We start from the raw sequence: 17,869 nt of genomic DNA on the forward strand, positions 1-17,869 counted from the left end.
CCTTCAGGCCCTCGGCCAGCTCCTGATCGTGACGCCGGAGGGCTCCCGGTGGTACTCGTCCACGATCGTCTTCGCCGCCGGATCCCCGCACTTGAGGGTGTCGGTCCGCAGCTGCAGCGTGACCGGCCCCCCGTCGGATGCCGAGTCGTCGCCGGAGGAACCGTCGGCCGGCGAGGCGGTCGCGAGTACGCCCGTCGGCGTGACAACGGCCGTCCTGCGTCCCGGCACCGGGCGCCTCCGCGGACGGCCTGACTTGCTCGGGGACAGGGGCGATGCGCTCATTCACCTCTCCTTCGACGTGCAGTGCGTTCCGGCCGGCTGCCGGTCCTCGTGCCAGGAACCAAGGTGATGTTAACGTTAACAAGCTGTCAAGGCCTCCGCCCCGACGAACCCCTCTCCCACCCCCGCCTGCCTCGGAGTGCGCCCGTGCCGACCTTCGCCAACCCGGTTCTTGCCGGCAGTCATCCGGACCCCTCGATCTGCCGGGTCGGAGAGGACTTCTACCTGGTCACGTCATCGTTCGCGTACTATCCCGGGCTCCCGGTCTTCCACAGCCGCGACCTGGTGAACTGGACACCGCTGGGCCACGTGGTGCACCGGCCGTCCCAGGTGTCGTTGACCGGGCTCGATGTCTCGGACGGCCTCTGGGCCGCCACCATCCGCCATCACGAGGGCACCTTCTACGTGGTGGTGACCCTGGCGAGAGGCCGTCAGGGCAGCACCACGTTCCTCTGCACCGCCTCCGACCCCGCCGGTCCCTGGTCGGACCCGATCGTGCTGGAGGCGCAGGGCATCGATCCGTCGCTGTTCTTCGACGACGACGGCCGCTGCTGGTTCACCGCCTGCCGCGACGCCGCCCGCCCGGAGGAGACCGGCCCCGGGGAACTGTGGATGCGCGAACTCGACCTGGACACCCTGGCGTTGACCGGCCCGACCCACATCCTTTGGTACGGCGCGATGCGCGGTGCGTGGGTGGAGGCGCCGCACGTGTACAAACGGGAGGGCGTCTACTACCTGATCGGCGCGGAGGGCGGCACCGAGCACCATCACGCCGTGACCGCGGCCCGCTCCGGCACCGTCACCGGCCCTTACACCACGGATCCCAGGAGCCCCCTGCTCACCCACCGCCACCGCGGGGCGGCGGAACCGATACACAACGTCGGACACGTGGACCTCGTCGACACGCCCGCCGGAGAGACCTGGGCCGTCGCTCTGGGGGTACGGCCGATCGACGGCACGCATACGCTCGGCCGCGAGGTGTTCCTGGTCCCGGTCGAATGGACCCCCAAAGGCCCCGTCTTCGCACCGGACACCGGGCGGGTGAGGCTGTCGGAGCGGCTGCCCGCGGGAGTCACGGCGGCGGACGGGGGCCCGGACGGGCCGGTACGGGACGACTTCACCGGCACGGTGCTCGGCCCGGAATGGAACAGCCTGCGCGGGCCGGTCGACCATCTCGTCTCGCCCAGTCCCGGTCAAGGCGGCCTGACCATCCGCCTGTCCCCCGAGCCCCTGACCTCGACGGGCACTCCCGCGTTCGTGGCCCGCCGTCAGCAGCATCTCCGCATGCGCGCCAGGGCCCGCATCCACTTCCCTGCCGCCGCGCCGACGCGGGAAGCCGGGCTGGTCGTGTTCCAGCACAACCACCACGCCACCCTCGCGCTGACCGTCGACGCCTCCGGAACCCCTCACGTCGTACTCACCGCCCACGAAGCAGGTACGGACACCCGCCTCGCGTCGGTCGCCGTGACGGACGGCGAAGTCGTCCTCGTGGTCGACAGCGACGAATCCGGCTACACCTTCCACGTCGAGGACCGCACCTGGACGACCCTCGGCAGCATCGACCGCCCCTTCTTCAGCACGGAACGGGCCGGCGGGTTCATCGGTGTCCATATCGGCCTGTACGGCGTCGGCGACGCTGCGGGCGACGCGGGCGACGCGGGCGACGCCCATGTGCGCTGGTTCGAGTACGCGCCCCACCCGGGCGGGCCGAGAACGGCGACACGGGTGGGCAGCCGCAGTTGACGGCCCGCTGACAAGCGCGGGCACGGATCAGCCGTAGAAGTTCTTCACCCAGCGGTGCTTGGCCAGCAGCGCGAGTTGCTGCGGGGCGAGCGGCGGTGCATCGGCGATCGCCGCGTTGCGTTCCACGTTCCTCAGGGAGCGCATCCCGACGATGACGGTGGAGACCGCCTGCCCGGCGAGGGCGAACCGCAGGGCGGTGGACGGGAGTTCCTCGGCATCGATCCCCAGGTCGGCGAGGATCCCGGCCACGCGCTTCTCGACCTGGGCGGGCCGGTCGTCCCTGAAGTACCAGTTGCGCCAGTCGCCCTCCGGGAAGGCGACGCCCGTCCGGATCGAGCCGGTGAGGGCGCCTTCGTCGAGTGCGACCCGCCCGATCACACCCACGCCGTACTCCGCACAGGCCGGCAGCAGCGCATCGGACGGGGCCTGCTCGAAGACGTTGTAGATGACCTGGACCGTGTCCAGAACCCCGGTGCGCAGCACCGCGAGCACGTTCTCGGGCTGGTGGTCCTTGACGGAGATCCCGAAGAACCTGATCTTGCCCTCCTGTTTGAGGGCGTCCACCGTCTCCAGCCAGTCGCCGCGGCCGGTCCACTCGTCCTCCCAGGTGTGCAGCTGGAGGAGGTCGACGTGATCGCGGCCCAGTTCGCGCAGGCTGGTCTCCAGGCTCTCGCGGAGGTGCGAGCCGGGGAACACCTCCATGGGGTCCAGTCCGCTCGGCGAGAGGGAGACCGGCACCTTCGGCCCGACCTTCGTCGCCACGTGCACGCCGTCCCCGCCGCCCGGAAGCTCCCTGAGCGCACGGCCGACGACGCGTTCGCTGCGGTCGTACGCCCGGGCGGTGTCGATGAAGGTGACGCCCAGGTCGAGGGCGCGGTGCAGGGCACGTACGCCGGAGTCGTCGTCGGCTCCGACCCAGGCACCTTGGCCCAGCCCCCAGGCTCCGTAGCCGACCTCGGACACGGTCAGCCCGGTGCGGCCGAGTTCCCGATAACGCATGTGCTGTTCGTACTCCTCGGGTGACGCCCCCTGGCGAGGGCCACTGCGCTGTGCTGCTTCTCGGCACCACGACTTGCCCGCACGACGCTACTGACGGCGGCACTCCGGCAACAGCGCGGCAGAACAGCGAAACTTTCGAATCGGCGACAGCCTCAGGAATCCGCGCGGGGAGCGGCGGTGCTGCGCCGTACGACGAGTTCCGGCGCGATCTTCTGTCGTTCCGGTTCCTCCCCGCCCACCATCCGCACCAGCAGTTCGATGGCGCTCCTGCCCAGGTGGGCGAAGTCCTGTCGGACCGTGGTCAGGGCGGGCACGAGGTAGCCCGAGCCCTTCATGTCGTCGAAGCCGACGAGCGACACGTCCTGGGGCACCTTCACGCCCCGCTCCGCGAACGCCGCCAGCGCTCCCATCGCCATCTGGTCGTTGCCCGCGAAGACCGCGGTCGGCAGGCCGGTGCCGTCCGCGCAGAGCTGGTGGGTGAGGCGGAAGCCGCTCTCCGCGCTGAAGTCCCCTTCGAGCTTGGCGCCCTCCGCGCCCGCGGTCGCGAGCTCAGCCTGCCAGCCTTCGACGCGGGCCCGGGCGTCGAAGGTGCGCAAGGCACCCGTCAGATGGGCGATGCGCCTGTGTCCGAGATCGAGAAGGTGCCGCACCGCGAGACGGGCACCGAGTTCCTGGTCGACCTCGACGAAGCTCAGATCGGGGTTGGGCACACCGCCGGACATCACCACCGCCACCGGCACCTCGAAGACGAGGCCGGACAGCGCCTCCACGGCGAGGGGACGGTCGGCGACGACCGCGATCGCCTCCACCGACTGATCGGTGAGCCGCTGCAGTGTCTCCACGAGGTCACCGGTGGTGCTCTCGCCCTGCCGGCTCGCCAGACTCACCCAGTAACCGGCCTGCTTGGCGGCCGTCTCCACACCCAGGAGGATGCGGGGCAGCTCGAACAGCTCCGACCCGACGATCACCACGCCGATCGTTGAGGAACGGCGGCTCTTGAGGGCCCTGGCCACACTGTTGCGGCGGTAGCCCAGCTTCTGGATCGCGGCCTCGACCCGGGCCCGGGTCTCCGGCCGTACCGACGGATGACCGTTGATGACCCTGGAGACGGTGATGTGCGAGACGCCTGCCTCCCGTGCCACGTCCATCATTCCTGGTGGCCGGTTCATGTCACTCGTTCCTCTGCCCTCAACCCCGGCACGCGGCCGTGCGTCCACAGCCGATACTGTCACAGGCCGCATGCCGCACACCCGCGACGGCCGGGGCACTGCTCAGGGGTTGCGCAGCGCCGTCAGACGTCCACGCGGTGCCGTCGCGACACGATCGGCCGCGGCGAGATCGCCCGGGGTGAGGGCAGGGACGAAGAGCTCACGCCAGGAGCACGGCGTAGTCGCCCGGCGCCAGGGAGGACTCGCTCCGCAGACGTGCCCCGGGCTCGGAGCGCAGCGCTTCCGTCGTCTCGATGAAGTCCCGCGAGATCCGAGATCCTCAGTTCCTCAGTTCCTCAGTTCCTCGGCGGTGGGGAATGCCTTGCGCCGCTCCGTCACGACGACCATCTCCTTCAGGGGGAAACGCCTCGATCTGCGTCGGCCTCGGGGCCCTCACTCGGCGTGTTGAGCGCCGTTCAGGTCACCTCATGCCCGCAAGGGGTGTGGTGAAGTGGGGATCATGACGACGAGTGACGCGATCGTGGTGCCGGAGCTGTACTCCGGCTATCCCGAGGTGGCCTTCGGTGGCTACGTCGCCGGTGTGCTGGCGGAGAGGTCCGGGGCTCAGACGGTGCGGGTGGACTTCCGTGGGCCGGTGCCGGTCGAGGTGCCCGTGCCGATCACCGAGACGCCGGACGGGGGCGTGGAGTTGGGCGAGGCGGGGCGCCCCCTTGCCGCGGCGCGCCCCGCCGAGGTGCTGCTCGACACGCCGGCCGCGCCCTCCTGGGACCAGGCGGCCGCCGCTGCCGAGAGGTTCCGGGCGGCACCGCCGTCAGGTGTGGTCGACTGCTTCGGCTGCGGCCTGCGCTCCCCCGACCGCGGTCTGCGTGTGCATGGCACCCCGGTGCCGGATCTCGGCCTGGTGGCCTCCGCCTGGATCCCGTCCCGCGCCTTCGCCGACCCGGACGGCCTGCTCCCGCCCCAGCTGGTCTGGGGCGCCCTGGACTGCCCGGGACACTGGGCGGGCCGCTTCCTCGGCACCCAGCGGCCTGGGGCGGTCACCGCCGGCCTCACGGGCACGATTCTGCGGCCGGTCGCCGCGGGTGAGCCGTACATCTCGTACGCGTGGCTGCTGTCGGAATCCGGCCGCAAGCACACGATGGGCGTGGCCCTCGCCACGGCCGAGGGCGAACTGTGCGCCGTCTCCGAGGCGTTGTGGATTGATCCCAGGCCAGCGACCTGAAAGCCGCCGCTCGGCCTCCGGCGCGCGCGATTGGGTGCTGATCTCCGGTGCCGTCTCGTGCCCGCTGCGGCTACGAGAGCACCGGGCACGCCCAGGAACACCCGCGCACGTGACCTTCGCTGCCGCAAGGTCGATACTGCCGACAGCAGCCTTTCCGCCGACCGCCGCCGACCGCACCCGGAAGCCTGACGACCCGTCATCAAAGTCAGCACTAAGTCAGCATCAGTACCGCCGGACCCGCTTCCGACCGCCACAGACCACCAAGGTCGACTACTGACCTCATCTGTTCCGACCTGCTAAGACACAGGTCATCAGCCTCATCTGCCAGCCCATCAGGAGGTACCCATGAAGATGCTGATCAACGTCGCGGAGAGCGTCGTCGCGGACGCGCTGCGCGGCATGGCGGCCGCACATCCCGAGCTGGTCGTCGATGTGGACAAGCGCGTGATCGTACGGCGGGACGCACCCGTCGAGGGGAAGGTCGCCCTCGTCTCCGGTGGCGGGTCGGGGCACGAGCCGCTGCACGGTGGGTTCGTGGGGCCGGGGATGTTGTCGGCGGCCTGTCCGGGTGAGGTGTTCACGTCACCGGTGCCCGACCAGATGGTGCGTGCCGCGGCCGCCGTGGACAGCGGGGCGGGTGTGCTGTTCATCGTGAAGAACTACACGGGTGACGTCCTCAACTTCGACATGGCCGCGGAACTCGCCGAGGACGAGGGCATCCAGGTCGCGAAGGTGCTTGTCAACGACGACGTGGCGGTCACCGACAGCCTCTACACGGCCGGCCGGCGCGGCACGGGCGCGACGCTGTTCGTGGAGAAGATCGCCGGTGCCGCCGCGGACGAGGGGCAGCCGCTGGAGCGGGTGGAGGCAATCGGGCGGCGGGTCAACGAGAACTCCCGCAGCTTCGGCGTCGCCCTCAGCGCCTGCACCACCCCCGCCAAGGGCAGCCCCACCTTCGATCTGCCGCCCGGCGAGCTGGAGTTGGGCATCGGCATCCACGGCGAGCCGGGCCGGGAGCGGCGGGCGATGATGACGTCGGGTGAGATCGCCGACTTCGCCGTGGGCGCCATCCTGGAGGACATGACCCCGCGCAACCCCGTCCTCGTCCTGGTCAACGGCATGGGCGGGACACCGCTGCTGGAGCTGTACGGCTTCAATGCCGAGGTCCAGCGGGTGCTCGCCGAGCGCGGTGTGAACGTCGCCCACACCCTCGTCGGGAACTACGTCACCTCGCTCGACATGGCCGGCGCCTCCGTCACCCTGTGCCAGGTCGACGAGGAGCTGCTGCGGCTGTGGAACGCGCCGGTGAAGACGCCGGGGCTGCGGTGGGGAATGTGATCCGGAGCCGGACGCTCGCAACGCACCTGTCACGCAAGGAGATCCAGTGCTCGACGCCGATTTCTTCCGCCGTTGGATGACGGCGCCCGCCGCTGCCGTCGACCGTGAGGCGGAACGGCTCACCGCCCTCGACTCGCCCATCGGGGACGCCGACCACGGCAGCAATCTGCAGCGCGGGTTCACCGCCGTCGCCGCGGCGGTGGAGAAGGAGGCCCCGCAGACGCCCGGTGCGACCCTGATGCTCGCCGGGCGGCAACTCATCTCGACCGTCGGCGGGGCGTCGGGACCGCTGTACGGGACCCTGCTGCGCCGGACCGGCAAAGCCCTCGGGGACGCCGGCGAGGTGAGCGAGGATCAGTTCGCCCAGGCGCTGCGGGACGGGGTGGACGCGGTCATGGCGCTCGGTGGGGCGGCGCCGGGCGACAAGACCATGATCGACGCGCTGGTGCCGGCCGTGGACGCGCTCGGGGACGGCTTCGCCGCGGCACGGTCCGCCGCCGAGGAGGGCGCCCTGGCGACGACGCCGTTGCAGGCCCGCAAGGGGCGGGCGAGTTATCTCGGGGAGCGCAGTATCGGACACCAGGATCCCGGGGCCACGTCCTCGGCGCTGCTGATCGCGGGGCTGGCGGAGGCGAACGGTGAGTGACGAGAAGGCGGGTGACGAGAAGGCGAGGGACGACAAGAGCGAGCGGCTCGTCGGCATCGTGCTGGTCTCGCACAGCGCACAGGTGGCCGCGTCGGTGGCCGAGTTGGCGCAGGGGCTCGCGGGCGGCGCGACGGCGGTGCCGGTGGCCGCGGCGGGCGGCACCGAGGCCGGCGGCCTCGGCACCAGCTCCGAGCTGATCGCCGCGGCGGCCGCATCCGTGGACCGCGGCGCCGGGGTCGCGGTCCTCACCGACCTGGGCAGCGCGGTCCTCACCGTCAAGGCCCTGCTCGCGGAGGGCGACGAACTCCCCGGCAACACACGCCTGGTGGACGCCCCGTTCGTCGAGGGCACGGTGGCCGCGGTCGTCACGGCGGCCACGGGCGCCGACCTCGCGGCGGTCGAAGCGGCCGCCGCGGAGGCGTACACCTACCGGAAGGTGTAGGGACGACCTACGGCAGCCGCCACACCGTAGGCCCTGAAGTGAGGCGGTCTGCGGCAGCCACGGCGCCGCGGGCCCCTCGGCCGCGTCCCGGGCAACGGTTCGCGCGCCGCGGGGCCCCGCCCCTCCCCCCCCCCAGAGCCCGCCCCCTAGCCGACCCCCTGCGCCGCAACCCTCAGCGCCAACCGCAGTGTCGCCGCCAGTTCGGTCTGTGCCGTCGCCCGGTCGGGGCGGGTGTCGGCGGTGTGCCACGCGTAGTGTTCGACCGCCGCGCGCAGTGCCGCGTTCAGGGTCGCCGCCTGGATCGTCGGGCGCAGATCGTCGGCGGGCAGGCCGGCGCGTTCGGCGAGGGCGCGGGCGAACGCCGGTTCGGCCTCGTCGTACGTCTGGAGCCAGATCGCGCGCAGGCCGGGCTCGGTGCGGGTGAGCCGTACCAGGGCCCCTACGGTGACGCGGTCGGGTCCGGCCAGCAGGCGGTCCTCGACCGCGAGTTCCTCGTCGAGGAGTTCCTCGAGGGGCTGCCCGGGACGCCACCGCCGCAGGCAGTCGGCGATCAGGTCGATACCGGCCGAGAACAGCGGCCGTACGCAGCTCTCCTTGCTCGGGAAGTAGCGCCACACGGTGCGCGCGGAGACACCGACCGCCGCTCCGATCTGCTCGCCCGTGGTCGCCGCCACGCCGTGGGTGACGAACAGGTCCACCGCCGCCCGCGCGATCTCCAGCCGGATCTCGGCCTTGCGCTCCTCGGTGAGGGGCGGTCGTCCCGTTGGCCGCCTCGTACGTCCACGGGTTGCGGTCATGTTCTCCTCCGGCCGGCGCTGATCGCTCTCCCGGAATTCTCTCCGAAAATTCTCCCCGAGGAGTTTATGTCACTCAGAGACATTAAGTCGTAGGGTGGGGCCCTCGGGCGTGTTCGACAGGCCGCCCACGGATTCACGGATGGGAGTAGGTCATGACCGGCGGACTGAACGGACGCAGCGTCATCGTCACCGGAGCGGGCTCGGGCATCGGGCGCGCGGCCGCCCTGGGCTTCGCCAAGGAGGGCGCCCGGGTCGTGGCGGCGGACCTGAACGCCGAGGGTGCGCAGACGGTCGTCAAGGAGATCGAGCAGGCGGGCGGCGACGCGGTCGCGGTCGTCGGCGACCTGAGCGAGCAGGCCGTGGTCGACCGGGTGGTCGAGACCGCCGTCGAGCGCTTCGGCGGCGTGGACATCCTGGTGAACAACGCCGGGATCATGGACCGCATGTCGGCGTTGGCGGACGTCACCGACGCCGAGTGGGAGCGGGTCATACGGGTCAACCTCACCGCCCCCTTCCTGCTCACCCGGGCGGTCCTGCCGCACATGCTCCAGGCGGGCAGAGGCGCCATCGTCAACACGGCCTCCGAGGCCGGCCTGCGCGGCAGCGCCGCGGGCGCCGCCTACACGGCGTCCAAGCACGGCGTGGTGGGGCTCACCAAGTCCCTTGCGGTGATGTACCGCAAGCAGGGAATTCGCGCGAACGCCATCGCCCCGGGCGGCACTCAGACCGGCATCGTCGTGGACGCCGCGCGGGACGCGCACGGACCGGCGGCGCTCGGCCCGCACTTCGTCAACCTCGGCAGGATGGCCCAGCCCGAGGAGCAGGCCGCCGCCATCGTGTTCCTCGCCTCGGACGCGGCGAGCAACATCAACGGCGTGATCCTGCCGGTCGACGACGGCTGGTCGGCGGTCTGACGCCTCCTCCCCCACCGTGCACGAGTCACCAGCCGTGCACGAATCACCGGCCGCACTCGAACAGTTGCCGTGCCCGCATCAACCGCCCGGCACGAATCGCTTCCCGTACACGAACTCCCTCGCCAGCCGCTGCCCGGTCGTCACGGCGGCCGCGTGGTCCTCGATGGGCGTCACCCGCTCGTCCTTGAAGACGATGTAGGTGACCCCGGAGGCCGTGCCGCCGCCGTGCGGGTCGGGCGAGATGCCGAGGGTCTCGGCGGCGGCGTACGACGCCTCGCCGATCATGTCGTTCGGGCCGACGTCGCCGACGACCGCGTACCGCACCCGGCCCTGGTACACGACCGCGGCCACCGAGCCGCCGCGGATGCCGTGGTCAAGTGGGTTCCAGAGGCGGCTCGGAGCGGGCACGACGATGTACGGGAGGTTTTCGGCGCTCAAGTGGCGGCCGTCGGACTGCTGGTAAGCCGTCGCGGCGGAGAAGTACGGATCGGTACGGCGGTTGCAGTGGCGGGTGCGCTGCCCGTCGCAGTCGATGTCCATGTCGGCCTTCCAGAACACCGCGTCCTGCGCCCCGCAGACACGGATCGTCGCGGGCACCCCACTGTCGCTGCGATAGCGCCCCCGGGAGACCGCGGCGCACTCACGCACCTTCGACAGCAGGTCAGCGGCGCTGACGTCGGCCTCGCGGTGGGCCGTTGACTCTTCCTGCGTGGGCGGCGGGACCGGGGGCGGCATCGTCGGGGCGAGCAGGGCGGCGCTTGCCGCGGCCAGCGTCAGCGAGTGGAGACGCACGGTGGGGAACCCTCTCGTCGAGGAACACTGACGGACACTCGGCCCATCTGATGCTGTGTCGATCATGCTGCCACCAGCGAGGCCGTAGAGCGTGCACCCCGACGACACGACTACCCGACGATCTCCCCCGAACTTCCGGCAGGAGCCGGGGGCCTGAGCCCGCGAAACAGGCCCCGACCCCCCGGCCACCCGCGCCCGGCGCGGGATCAGCGACGACAGCGGCCCGCACCGGCGGGCGTGAACTCCCCTCCTCTCATGGAGAGTTCAGCCGCGAGGAGCTTCAGCATACGTAACCTCCCTGGCGGTTCATCAACGCCCGCCCTCTTGAGGTGATCGCGTCAGCGGCGACATAGTGGAGCCCTATTGGTCCGGACCATTTCCGCCAGTTGGCCCCGGGAGGCAGAGTCGTGCGACGCGTTCCCGTCCTCGTTCCCGCGCTCTGCGCAGTGCTCGTCCTGCTCTCGTCCTGCGCGTGGAGCGGGACGGAAGAGGAGGGCGGCCGGGTGCCCGCGGCGCCCACCGGTGTCACGGCCGCCGCGGGCAGCGCGACCAGTGTGCACGTCATGTGGAACGCGGTCTCCGCCCACCGCGACATCCGTGTCTACGAGGTGTATCGGGGACCCACGAAGGTCAAGGAAGTGCCGGGCTCCGCACACATGGTGGATGTCACCATGCTCAGGCCGTCCACCGTGTATGCCTTCACCGTGCGAGCCCGTGACACCGACGGACGGCTCGGGCCGTCGAGCATGAAGGTCCGGGCGGCGACTCCCGCGGCCGTGGCCGCCGACCACTCCGCCCCGACTCGTCCGGGACAGGCCGAGGGCCGGGCGGTCGGCAGCCGGGCGGCGCAACTGTCGTGGTCGAGGGCGACGGACGACCGGGACGTGGTGTCGTACGACATCTATCAGGGCGACACAAAGATCCACAGTGTGGGCGGAAACCAGACGGCGACCGTGGTCACCGGACTTCGGCCCGGCACCCGCTACTCCTTCACCGTCCGGGCCCGGGACGCGGCCGACAACCTCTCGCCGGCCACGGCAGCGGTCCGCGTCACCACGCCCGGCACCGACGACGGGCGCGGCACCGCGCCGACCGCCTTCCGGGCTACGACCCGCCTCGCGGACGGGGCGTACTACCTCGACCTGGGCTGGGTGCCGCCGCGCACGGACGGCGTGATCGCGGAGTACCAGGTCGAGCTCGACGGCCGTACGGCCACCTCGCTGGTGTACGGCGGGAGCGCGCCGCGCGAGCGGGCCACGTACAGCTTCTATCTGGGCCGGGAGGCCGGAGTCGGTCACCGGGTGCGGATCAGGGGGAGGCTACCGGACGGCGCCTGGGGCGGCTTCTCGGCGGAGCGGGCGGTGACGACCGGCGGGCGGGACTGACGTCCGGTCCGGCGTCCCCGGGTGCAGCAGTCCGTCACCTGTCCGGCGGCGGTCCGCGTGCGGGCCGGCTCCGGGGCGCGTTGGCTGCCCCTGAGGCAGCACGGGCGTTCCCGACCCTCGGCGGCGCAACGGACGTACCGCCAACCGTGCCGCCGGAGGGCATCACATGCGCAATTCATCGCTCTTCCTCCGCTCGGGCCTGACCGTGGCAGCCGCCTCCGCTCTTCCCTTCACCCTGGCCGCCGGTCCGGCCGCCGCGGTCTCGGGGATCTCCGTGAGCACCACCGGGTCCACGGTCTCCGTCACGACCAGTGCCTGCACCAACGTCAACGGCAGCTGGGGCACCGCCTCGCTGCTCAACAGCCGCCAGGCGAACTTCGCCCAGGGGCGCCAGGTCTCCCTGTCGGGGACGGCCGCGCTGCAGTCGGCGGCCTGGTCGGGCGTGAGCCCGGGCACGTACACCGTCATCGTCGTGTGCTCCAACGGCTCCACCGCGGGCACCCAGTCGGTCATCGTCACAGCCCCCAGAGTCTCGGCCACGGCCACAGCCTCGCCGTCGCGCGGCGTCATGGGCGGGATGGGCGGCGGCAGCAAGGACTACGGCACCCTGACGCTGGTGGCGGGCGGCGCCCTGGTGGGCACGGGCCTCCTGGCCACGGCGGCCTGGGTCCTGCGCCGCCGTTCGAAGCCGTACCGGCTCTGAACGCCGTGCCGGTTCCGCAGGTCGCGGTCGTTCCGAAGGCCGCGGTCGTTCCGAAGGCCGCGGTCGTTCCGAAGGCCGCGGTCGTTCCGAAGGCCATAGCGGCTCAGAAGGGCCCTCGGCTCACGCCGTCTCGTGGCCCGGCAGCTCCGCGAACTCCTCCAGAGCGCGGGTGAGCCACTGCGTCCAGAAGGTCTCCAGATCGATACCGGCGCGCAGCACCAGGTGCCGCAGCCGGTCCTGCGAACTGTCCTTGCCGGGCGGGAAGTCGCGCTCCTCGATCTCCTCGTACTCGGCCAACTGCCGCCGGTGCAGATCGAGATGGCGCCGCAGATCGGCCTCGATGCCCTCGGTCCCCACGACGGACGCGGCACGCATGCGCAGCAGCAGCGTGTCGCGGTGGGGCCGCGGGTCCTGGGACGCGGCGGTCCAGCGGGCCAGTTCGGCGCGGCCCGCGGGCAGGACCTCGTAGCTCTTCTTCTGCCCGCGGGCCGGCTGTTCGCTCGGCAGGGTGCGGATGAAGCCCTCGGCCTCCAGTTTTCCCAGCTCGCGATAGATCTGCTGATGCGTCGCCGACCAGAAGTACCCGATCGACTTGTCGAACCGGCGGGTCAGCTCCAGCCCCGATGACGGCTTTTCGACCAGGGCAATGAGGATCGCGTGCGGGAGTGACATGGGCTCATCCTAGGGACGCGAGGAGGTCATCCTACGAATGCGGCCACGCGCCCCTACAGGCTCGCCGCCAGCTCCGTGCCCTGCTTGATGGCCCGCTTGGCGTCCAGTTCGGCGGCCACGTCGGCACCGCCGATGAGGTGCACGCTGCGGCCCGCCGCGAGCAGCTCCTCGTACAGGCCGCGACGCGGCTCCTGCCCGGTGCACAGCACGATGGTGTCCACCGCCAGAACCGTGCTCTCCTCGCCGACAGTGACGTGCAGTCCGGCGTCGTCGATACGGTCGTAGCGCACACCCGGAACCATGGTGACGCCCCGGTGCTTGAGCTCGGTGCGGTGGATCCAGCCGGTGGTCTTGCCGAGGCCCGCGCCGACCTTGGTGGCCTTGCGCTGCAGCAGGTGGACGGTGCGCGGCGGGGCGGGGCGCTCGGGGGCGGCGAGACCGCCTGGGCCCGTGTAGTCCATGTCGACGCCCCACTGGCGGAAGTACGTCGCCGGGTCCTCGCTGGCCTTGTCGCCGCCGTCGGTGAGGAACTCGGCCACGTCGAAGCCGATGCCGCCCGCGCCGAGGACGGCGACGCGCTCGCCGACGGGGGCGCCGTCGCGCAGGACGTCGAGGTAGCCCACGACGCTCGGGTGGTCGATGCCGGGGATGTCCGGAGTGCGCGGGGTGACGCCGGTGGCGACCACCACCTCGTCGTAGCCGGCGAGGTCCTCTGCCGCCACCCACGTGTTCAGCCGTACGTCCACGCCCTGCCAGTCGAGCTGGTGGCGGAAGTAGCGCAGCGTCTCGTCGAACTCCTGCTTGCCCGGCACCTTGCGGGCGACGTTCAGCTGGCCGCCGACCTCGCTCGCTGCGTCGAACAGCGTGACCTCGTGGCCGCGTTCGGCCGCGCTCACGGCACAGGCGAGGCCGGCGGGTCCGGCGCCCACCACGGCGACCCGCTTGCGCAGCCGGGTCGGGGCGAGCGTCAGCTCGGTCTCGTGGCAGGCGCGCGGGTTGACCAGGCAGGACGTGATCTTGCCGCTGAAGGTGTGGTCCAGGCAGGCCTGATTGCAGCCGATGCAGGTGTTGATCGCCTCCGGCTTCCCGGCCGCGGCCTTGGCGACGAAGTCGGGGTCGGCGAGCATCGGACGGGCCATCGACACCATGTCCGCGCAGCCGTCGGCCAGCAACTCCTCGGCCAGCTCGGGGGTGTTGATGCGGTTGGTGGTGACGAGCGGGACCGACACCTCGCCCATCAACCGCTTCGTGACCCAGGTGTAGGCGCCGCGCGGCACCGAGGTGGCGATGGTCGGGATGCGCGCCTCGTGCCAGCCGATGCCGGTGTTGATGATCGTCGCCCCGGCGGCCTCGACGGCCTTGGCGAGTGTGATCACCTCGTCGAGTGTGGAGCCGCCCGGGACGAGGTCCAGCATGGACAGCCGGTAGACGATGATGAAGTCCTCGCCGACGGCCTCGCGCACCCGGCGGACGATCTCGACCGGGAAGCGCATGCGGTTCGCGTAGGAGCCGCCCCAGCGGTCGGTGCGCCGGTTGGTCTGCTGGGCGATGAACTCGTTGATGAGGTAGCCCTCGGAGCCCATGATCTCCACGCCGTCGTACCCGGCCTGCCGGGCGAGGCGGGCGGCGCGCGCGTAGTCGTCGATGGTCCGCTCGACCTCGGCGTCGGTGAGCTCGCGGGGCGGGAAGGGGCTGATCGGCGCCTGGAGCGGGCTCGGCGCGACCAGGTCCTGGTGGTAGGCGTACCGGCCGAAGTGCAGGATCTGCATCGCGATCCGGCCGCCCTCGCGGTGCACGGCGTCGGTGATGACCCGGTGCTGCTCGGCCTCCGCCTCGGTGGTGAGCTTCGCGCCACCCTCGTACGGGCGCCCCTCGTCGTTGGGTGCGATCCCGCCGGTGACGATCAGGCCCACTCCCCCGCGCGCTCGCTCCGCGTAGAAGGCGGCCATGCGCTCGAAGCCGTGCTCGGCCTCCTCGAGGCCCACGTGCATGGAGCCCATGAGGACGCGGTTGGGCAGCGTGGTGAAGCCCAGGTCGAGCGGGCTCAGCAGGTGCGGGTAACGGCTCATCGGGCCCCTCCGTGCGCGGTGTCGTACCTCTGTAGTTGTAGAGGACGCCGAGAGGTTTATGCAACTAGTTGCATAAACGAGAAAGGGTGACACGGACCACGCCGGGGCACAGTGGGCCCATGACCGCACACGCCGACGTGATCGACCTCGCCCGGCGGCTGGTCCGCTGCCCCAGCCGCGCCGGGATCGACGACTACGGCCCCGTCCTCGACGTCCTGGAGGACTGGCTCGCGGGGCGTGAGCTGCCCTTTCGCCGCCTCCACGACGGCGAGGGATGCGCCGTCGGCCTGCTGATCGAGGTCGCGGGCGCCCGGTCCGGCCCGTGGTGGGCGCTCGACGCCTGCGTCGACACCGCGCCCTACGGCGACGAGGACGCCTGGTCGTTCGCGCCGGACTCCGGGGAGGTCGTCGACGGCTGGCTGCACGGCAGGGGCGCCGCGGACTCCAAGCTCGCCGCGGCGATGTTCTGCGGTATCGCGGCCGAGCTGCACGGCCGTGCCGACGCCCTGCACGGCGGGCTCGCCGTGCTCCTCGACGCCGACGAGCACACGGGCGGCTTCGGCGGAGCCCGTGCCTATCTGGCCGACCCGGAGGCGGTGCGTCCGGCCGGGGTGATGATCGGCTACCCCGGACTCGACGAGGTCGTGGTCGGCGGGCGCGGTCTGTGGCGGGCCGTGATCGCGGTGCACGCGGCCTCGGGCCACTCGGGGTCCCGCCGCACGGCACCGGGTGCCGTCTCCCGTGCGGCACATCTGGTACGGCTCCTGGAGGAAGCCGAACTCCCGGGCGCCGAGGGGGAGTTCCCCCTGCCGCCGAAACTGACGGTGACCTCCTGCCACGGCGGTCAGGGCTTCTCGGTGGTGCCCGATCGGTGCGAGCTGGGCGTCGACATCCGTACCACGCCGTCCTTCGACGCCGACGCCGCCGAGCGGCTGGTGCGTACGGCGGTGGGCGAGCTGGACCTGCGGGTGCCCGCACCGCGGCCGACCACGATCACCCCGGTGGCCGCCTGGCCGCCGTATCGACTGGTGAAGGACCAGCAGCCCGCCGCCGCACTGCTGGAGGCGGCCGCCCGGGAGGGGCTCGTCGTTCGCCCGAAGACCGCCGGTCCGTCGAACATCGGCAATCTGCTGGCGGGCGAGGGCATCCCGGCCACGGCGGGCTTCGGCGTGCGGTACGAGGGGCTGCACGGCGTGGACGAGCGGGCCTGTCTCGAAGACCTGCCCGCCGTCCACGCCGTCTATCGTCGTGCCGTTCTCAGCCTGCTGGGCTCGCCCTGACCGAGCTCCTCATCGCTGCGCTCCTCACGAGCTGCGGCTCTCCAGCACCACGTGCAGCTCCCTCTCCTGGTCTCCCGAGGCCGAGGACAGGTTGTGCACCGCGAACAGGGAGTCCAGCGTCGTACGGAGCCGTTCGATGGCCCAGTAGCCGCCCTGCGCGTCGGCCTCGACGGACGACGAGAGCCGGGCGGGAGGGGGGCACTCGTGCGCGTCCGTGACCTCGAACGTGCCGAGCCACACCATGGGCCGGGTCTCATGGAGCTGCTGCGGCACATCCTCGGGGCGCCGGTCGGACTCGAAGCACGTGCACAGCGTGTCGAAGACGATCCGGGCGTCCTCCTTGCTGCATCCGCTGATCTCGACGGAGACGGGCTCCTCGTGCAGTCGTTCACGGTCCATCGTGATCGCTCCTCTCGTGGCCGCACCGCGGTACCACGGGTTGCCCGCGGAAGCGGACCCCAACCCCAAGAAAAGCACCGCAGACCGCAGAGCACTACCGGCGGAGCCGCACCGTCCGCGGTCCACGGGGGTCCTCAGCCGCGCGTGAACCGGTACGTCACGCTGTCCGTCAGCACGCAGAAGCCGGGCGAGACGACGATCACGCGCAGGGTTCCGGTGCGGCGGTCGTAGTCGATGCCCTCGGTCTCGAACTCGCCCGAGCAGGAGCTGCGCGTCGGAAGCCGGCGCAGCGCCGTGACATGGCCGGTCACGTCCGAGGTGCCCGGCTCGGCGGAGAGGTCGATCTGAAGCAGCGGCTTGGTCATGCCGAAGAGGGTGCCCGCGGGGTCGTCGGAGGAGCACAGCAGGGTCGTGGCGGCGAGGAAGTCGCAGCCCTGGATGTCGCGTACGGCGTGGTCCAGCCGGATGCTGGACGTCCAGGGGAGGTTCGCCGACGGTGACGTGCCGGGATTGACGCCGGGTGTCGGGTGGACCAGCAGGCGGGTCATGGTGCCCCACTCGCCGGAGACCATCCACTGGCCGGCGGGCGAGACGGCGACGAAGGAGTTGTTCAGCGCCTCCCCCGACCCCAGCGTGTGCACGTACTCCGACCAGGTCCCGTCCGGCGCCTGCACCCGGAACATCTTCGCGCTGCCCGAGTCCGCCTGGTACGGCTCGATGTAGTAGCCGTTGTAGGAGGCATCGGGGTCACCCACATGGTTCCAGCCGCGGCTGCTGACCGAGAAGGGGATCGTGCCGATGCCCGTGTAACGGTTCGGGCTGTTGGCCGGGGTCTCGACGGAGGTCAGGCCCTGGCTCTCGGTCAGCGGGTCGGCGCGGTCCGAGCCCACCTCCGTCCAGGTGTCGGCGGCCTGCGCGGGCGCCGCGGTGGACAGCACGGCGGCGAAGGTGAGGGCGACGAGGCCGGTGAGGACGGCGTGACAACGTTGCCGGGCGCGCAGGGGCATGGGAGCGACTCCT

18 protein-coding genes are annotated in these 17,869 nt (G+C 71.5%); 9 read left to right on the plus strand and 9 right to left on the minus strand.

Going from position 1 to position 17,869, the window contains the following annotated elements:
* Positions 1–3: 3 nt before the first annotated feature.
* Positions 4–282, minus strand: coding sequence for a hypothetical protein (locus AB5J49_RS02240; protein ID WP_369166768.1), 279 nt, complete (start codon positions 280–282; stop codon positions 4–6).
* 144 nt (positions 283–426) lie between these two features.
* Here AB5J49_RS02240 and AB5J49_RS02245 point away from each other — a divergent pair, with 144 nt between their 5' ends.
* Positions 427–2,022 (plus strand): glycoside hydrolase family 43 protein, encoded by a 1,596-nt coding sequence (locus AB5J49_RS02245; protein ID WP_369166769.1) that lies wholly within the window; start codon positions 427–429, stop codon positions 2,020–2,022.
* A 27-nt stretch (positions 2,023–2,049) separates the two neighbouring features.
* Here the strand turns inward: AB5J49_RS02245 and AB5J49_RS02250 are convergent, their stop codons facing one another.
* Positions 2,050–3,021 (minus strand): aldo/keto reductase, encoded by a 972-nt coding sequence (locus AB5J49_RS02250; protein WP_369166770.1) that lies wholly within the window; start codon positions 3,019–3,021, stop codon positions 2,050–2,052.
* A 152-nt stretch (positions 3,022–3,173) separates the two neighbouring features.
* Positions 3,174–4,190 (minus strand): LacI family DNA-binding transcriptional regulator, encoded by a 1,017-nt coding sequence (locus tag AB5J49_RS02255; RefSeq protein WP_369166771.1) that lies wholly within the window; start codon positions 4,188–4,190, stop codon positions 3,174–3,176.
* A gap of 499 nt (positions 4,191–4,689) precedes the next feature.
* Here AB5J49_RS02255 and AB5J49_RS02260 point away from each other — a divergent pair, with 499 nt between their 5' ends.
* From AB5J49_RS02260 to AB5J49_RS02275, 4 genes are all read left to right on the plus strand, one after another.
* A complete protein-coding gene (locus AB5J49_RS02260) occupies positions 4,690–5,412 on the plus strand; it encodes a hypothetical protein (protein WP_369166772.1) in 723 nt (240 codons plus the stop codon).
* A gap of 345 nt (positions 5,413–5,757) precedes the next feature.
* Positions 5,758–6,750: a dihydroxyacetone kinase subunit DhaK gene (gene dhaK, locus AB5J49_RS02265; protein ID WP_369166773.1), complete on the plus strand. Its 993-nt coding sequence runs from the start codon at positions 5,758–5,760 to the stop codon at positions 6,748–6,750.
* 46 nt (positions 6,751–6,796) lie between these two features.
* Positions 6,797–7,396 carry a dihydroxyacetone kinase subunit DhaL gene (gene dhaL, locus AB5J49_RS02270; RefSeq protein ID WP_369166774.1) on the plus strand — a complete coding sequence of 200 codons (600 nt, stop codon included), beginning with the start codon at positions 6,797–6,799 and terminating at the stop codon, positions 7,394–7,396.
* Positions 7,389–7,838: a PTS-dependent dihydroxyacetone kinase phosphotransferase subunit DhaM gene (locus tag AB5J49_RS02275; RefSeq protein ID WP_369166775.1), complete on the plus strand. Its 450-nt coding sequence runs from the start codon at positions 7,389–7,391 to the stop codon at positions 7,836–7,838. Before dhaL ends, AB5J49_RS02275 begins: the two co-directional genes overlap by 8 nt.
* 146 nt (positions 7,839–7,984) lie before the next feature.
* On the opposite strand, the gene AB5J49_RS02280 is transcribed toward AB5J49_RS02275, so the two are convergent.
* Entirely contained in the window at positions 7,985–8,635 is a 651-nt protein-coding gene (locus AB5J49_RS02280) for a TetR/AcrR family transcriptional regulator (RefSeq protein ID WP_369166776.1), read from the minus strand.
* A gap of 152 nt (positions 8,636–8,787) precedes the next feature.
* On the opposite strand from AB5J49_RS02280, the gene AB5J49_RS02285 reads away from it, so the two are divergent.
* Complete coding sequence (locus tag AB5J49_RS02285; RefSeq protein WP_369166777.1) at positions 8,788–9,549, plus strand: SDR family NAD(P)-dependent oxidoreductase; 762 nt, start codon at positions 8,788–8,790, stop codon at positions 9,547–9,549.
* 78 nt (positions 9,550–9,627) lie between these two features.
* Here AB5J49_RS02285 and AB5J49_RS02290 read toward each other — a convergent pair whose 3' ends face one another.
* Positions 9,628–10,341, minus strand: a complete 714-nt coding sequence (locus tag AB5J49_RS02290; protein ID WP_369166778.1) for a glycoside hydrolase family 75 protein — start codon at positions 10,339–10,341, stop codon at positions 9,628–9,630.
* A gap of 407 nt (positions 10,342–10,748) precedes the next feature.
* Between AB5J49_RS02290 and AB5J49_RS02295 the strand changes: the two genes are divergently transcribed.
* Complete coding sequence (locus AB5J49_RS02295; RefSeq protein WP_369166779.1) at positions 10,749–11,726, plus strand: fibronectin type III domain-containing protein; 978 nt, start codon at positions 10,749–10,751, stop codon at positions 11,724–11,726.
* Between the two features lie 166 nt (positions 11,727–11,892).
* Complete coding sequence (locus AB5J49_RS02300; RefSeq protein ID WP_369166780.1) at positions 11,893–12,429, plus strand: hypothetical protein; 537 nt, start codon at positions 11,893–11,895, stop codon at positions 12,427–12,429.
* 120 nt (positions 12,430–12,549) lie between these two features.
* On the opposite strand, the gene AB5J49_RS02305 is transcribed toward AB5J49_RS02300, so the two are convergent.
* Entirely contained in the window at positions 12,550–13,101 is a 552-nt protein-coding gene (locus AB5J49_RS02305) for a PadR family transcriptional regulator (RefSeq protein WP_369166781.1), read from the minus strand.
* Positions 13,102–13,154: 53 nt separating this feature from the next.
* Complete coding sequence (locus tag AB5J49_RS02310) at positions 13,155–15,170, minus strand: FAD-dependent oxidoreductase (protein ID WP_369166782.1); 2,016 nt, start codon at positions 15,168–15,170, stop codon at positions 13,155–13,157.
* 119 nt (positions 15,171–15,289) lie between these two features.
* Between AB5J49_RS02310 and AB5J49_RS02315 the strand changes: the two genes are divergently transcribed.
* Positions 15,290–16,450, plus strand: a complete 1,161-nt coding sequence (locus AB5J49_RS02315) for a M20 family metallopeptidase (RefSeq protein WP_369166783.1) — start codon at positions 15,290–15,292, stop codon at positions 16,448–16,450.
* Between the two features lie 24 nt (positions 16,451–16,474).
* On the opposite strand, the gene AB5J49_RS02320 is transcribed toward AB5J49_RS02315, so the two are convergent.
* Positions 16,475–16,849 carry a hypothetical protein gene (locus AB5J49_RS02320; RefSeq protein ID WP_369166784.1) on the minus strand — a complete coding sequence of 125 codons (375 nt, stop codon included), beginning with the start codon at positions 16,847–16,849 and terminating at the stop codon, positions 16,475–16,477.
* A gap of 134 nt (positions 16,850–16,983) precedes the next feature.
* The gene (locus AB5J49_RS02325; RefSeq protein WP_369166785.1) at positions 16,984–17,856 is read right to left on the minus strand and encodes a hypothetical protein; all 873 of its coding nucleotides are present in this window, start codon (positions 17,854–17,856) and stop codon (positions 16,984–16,986) included.
* Positions 17,857–17,869 lie beyond the last annotated feature (13 nt).

The organism is Streptomyces sp. R28 (assembly GCF_041052385.1).
GTDB lineage: Bacteria > Actinomycetota > Actinomycetes > Streptomycetales > Streptomycetaceae > Streptomyces.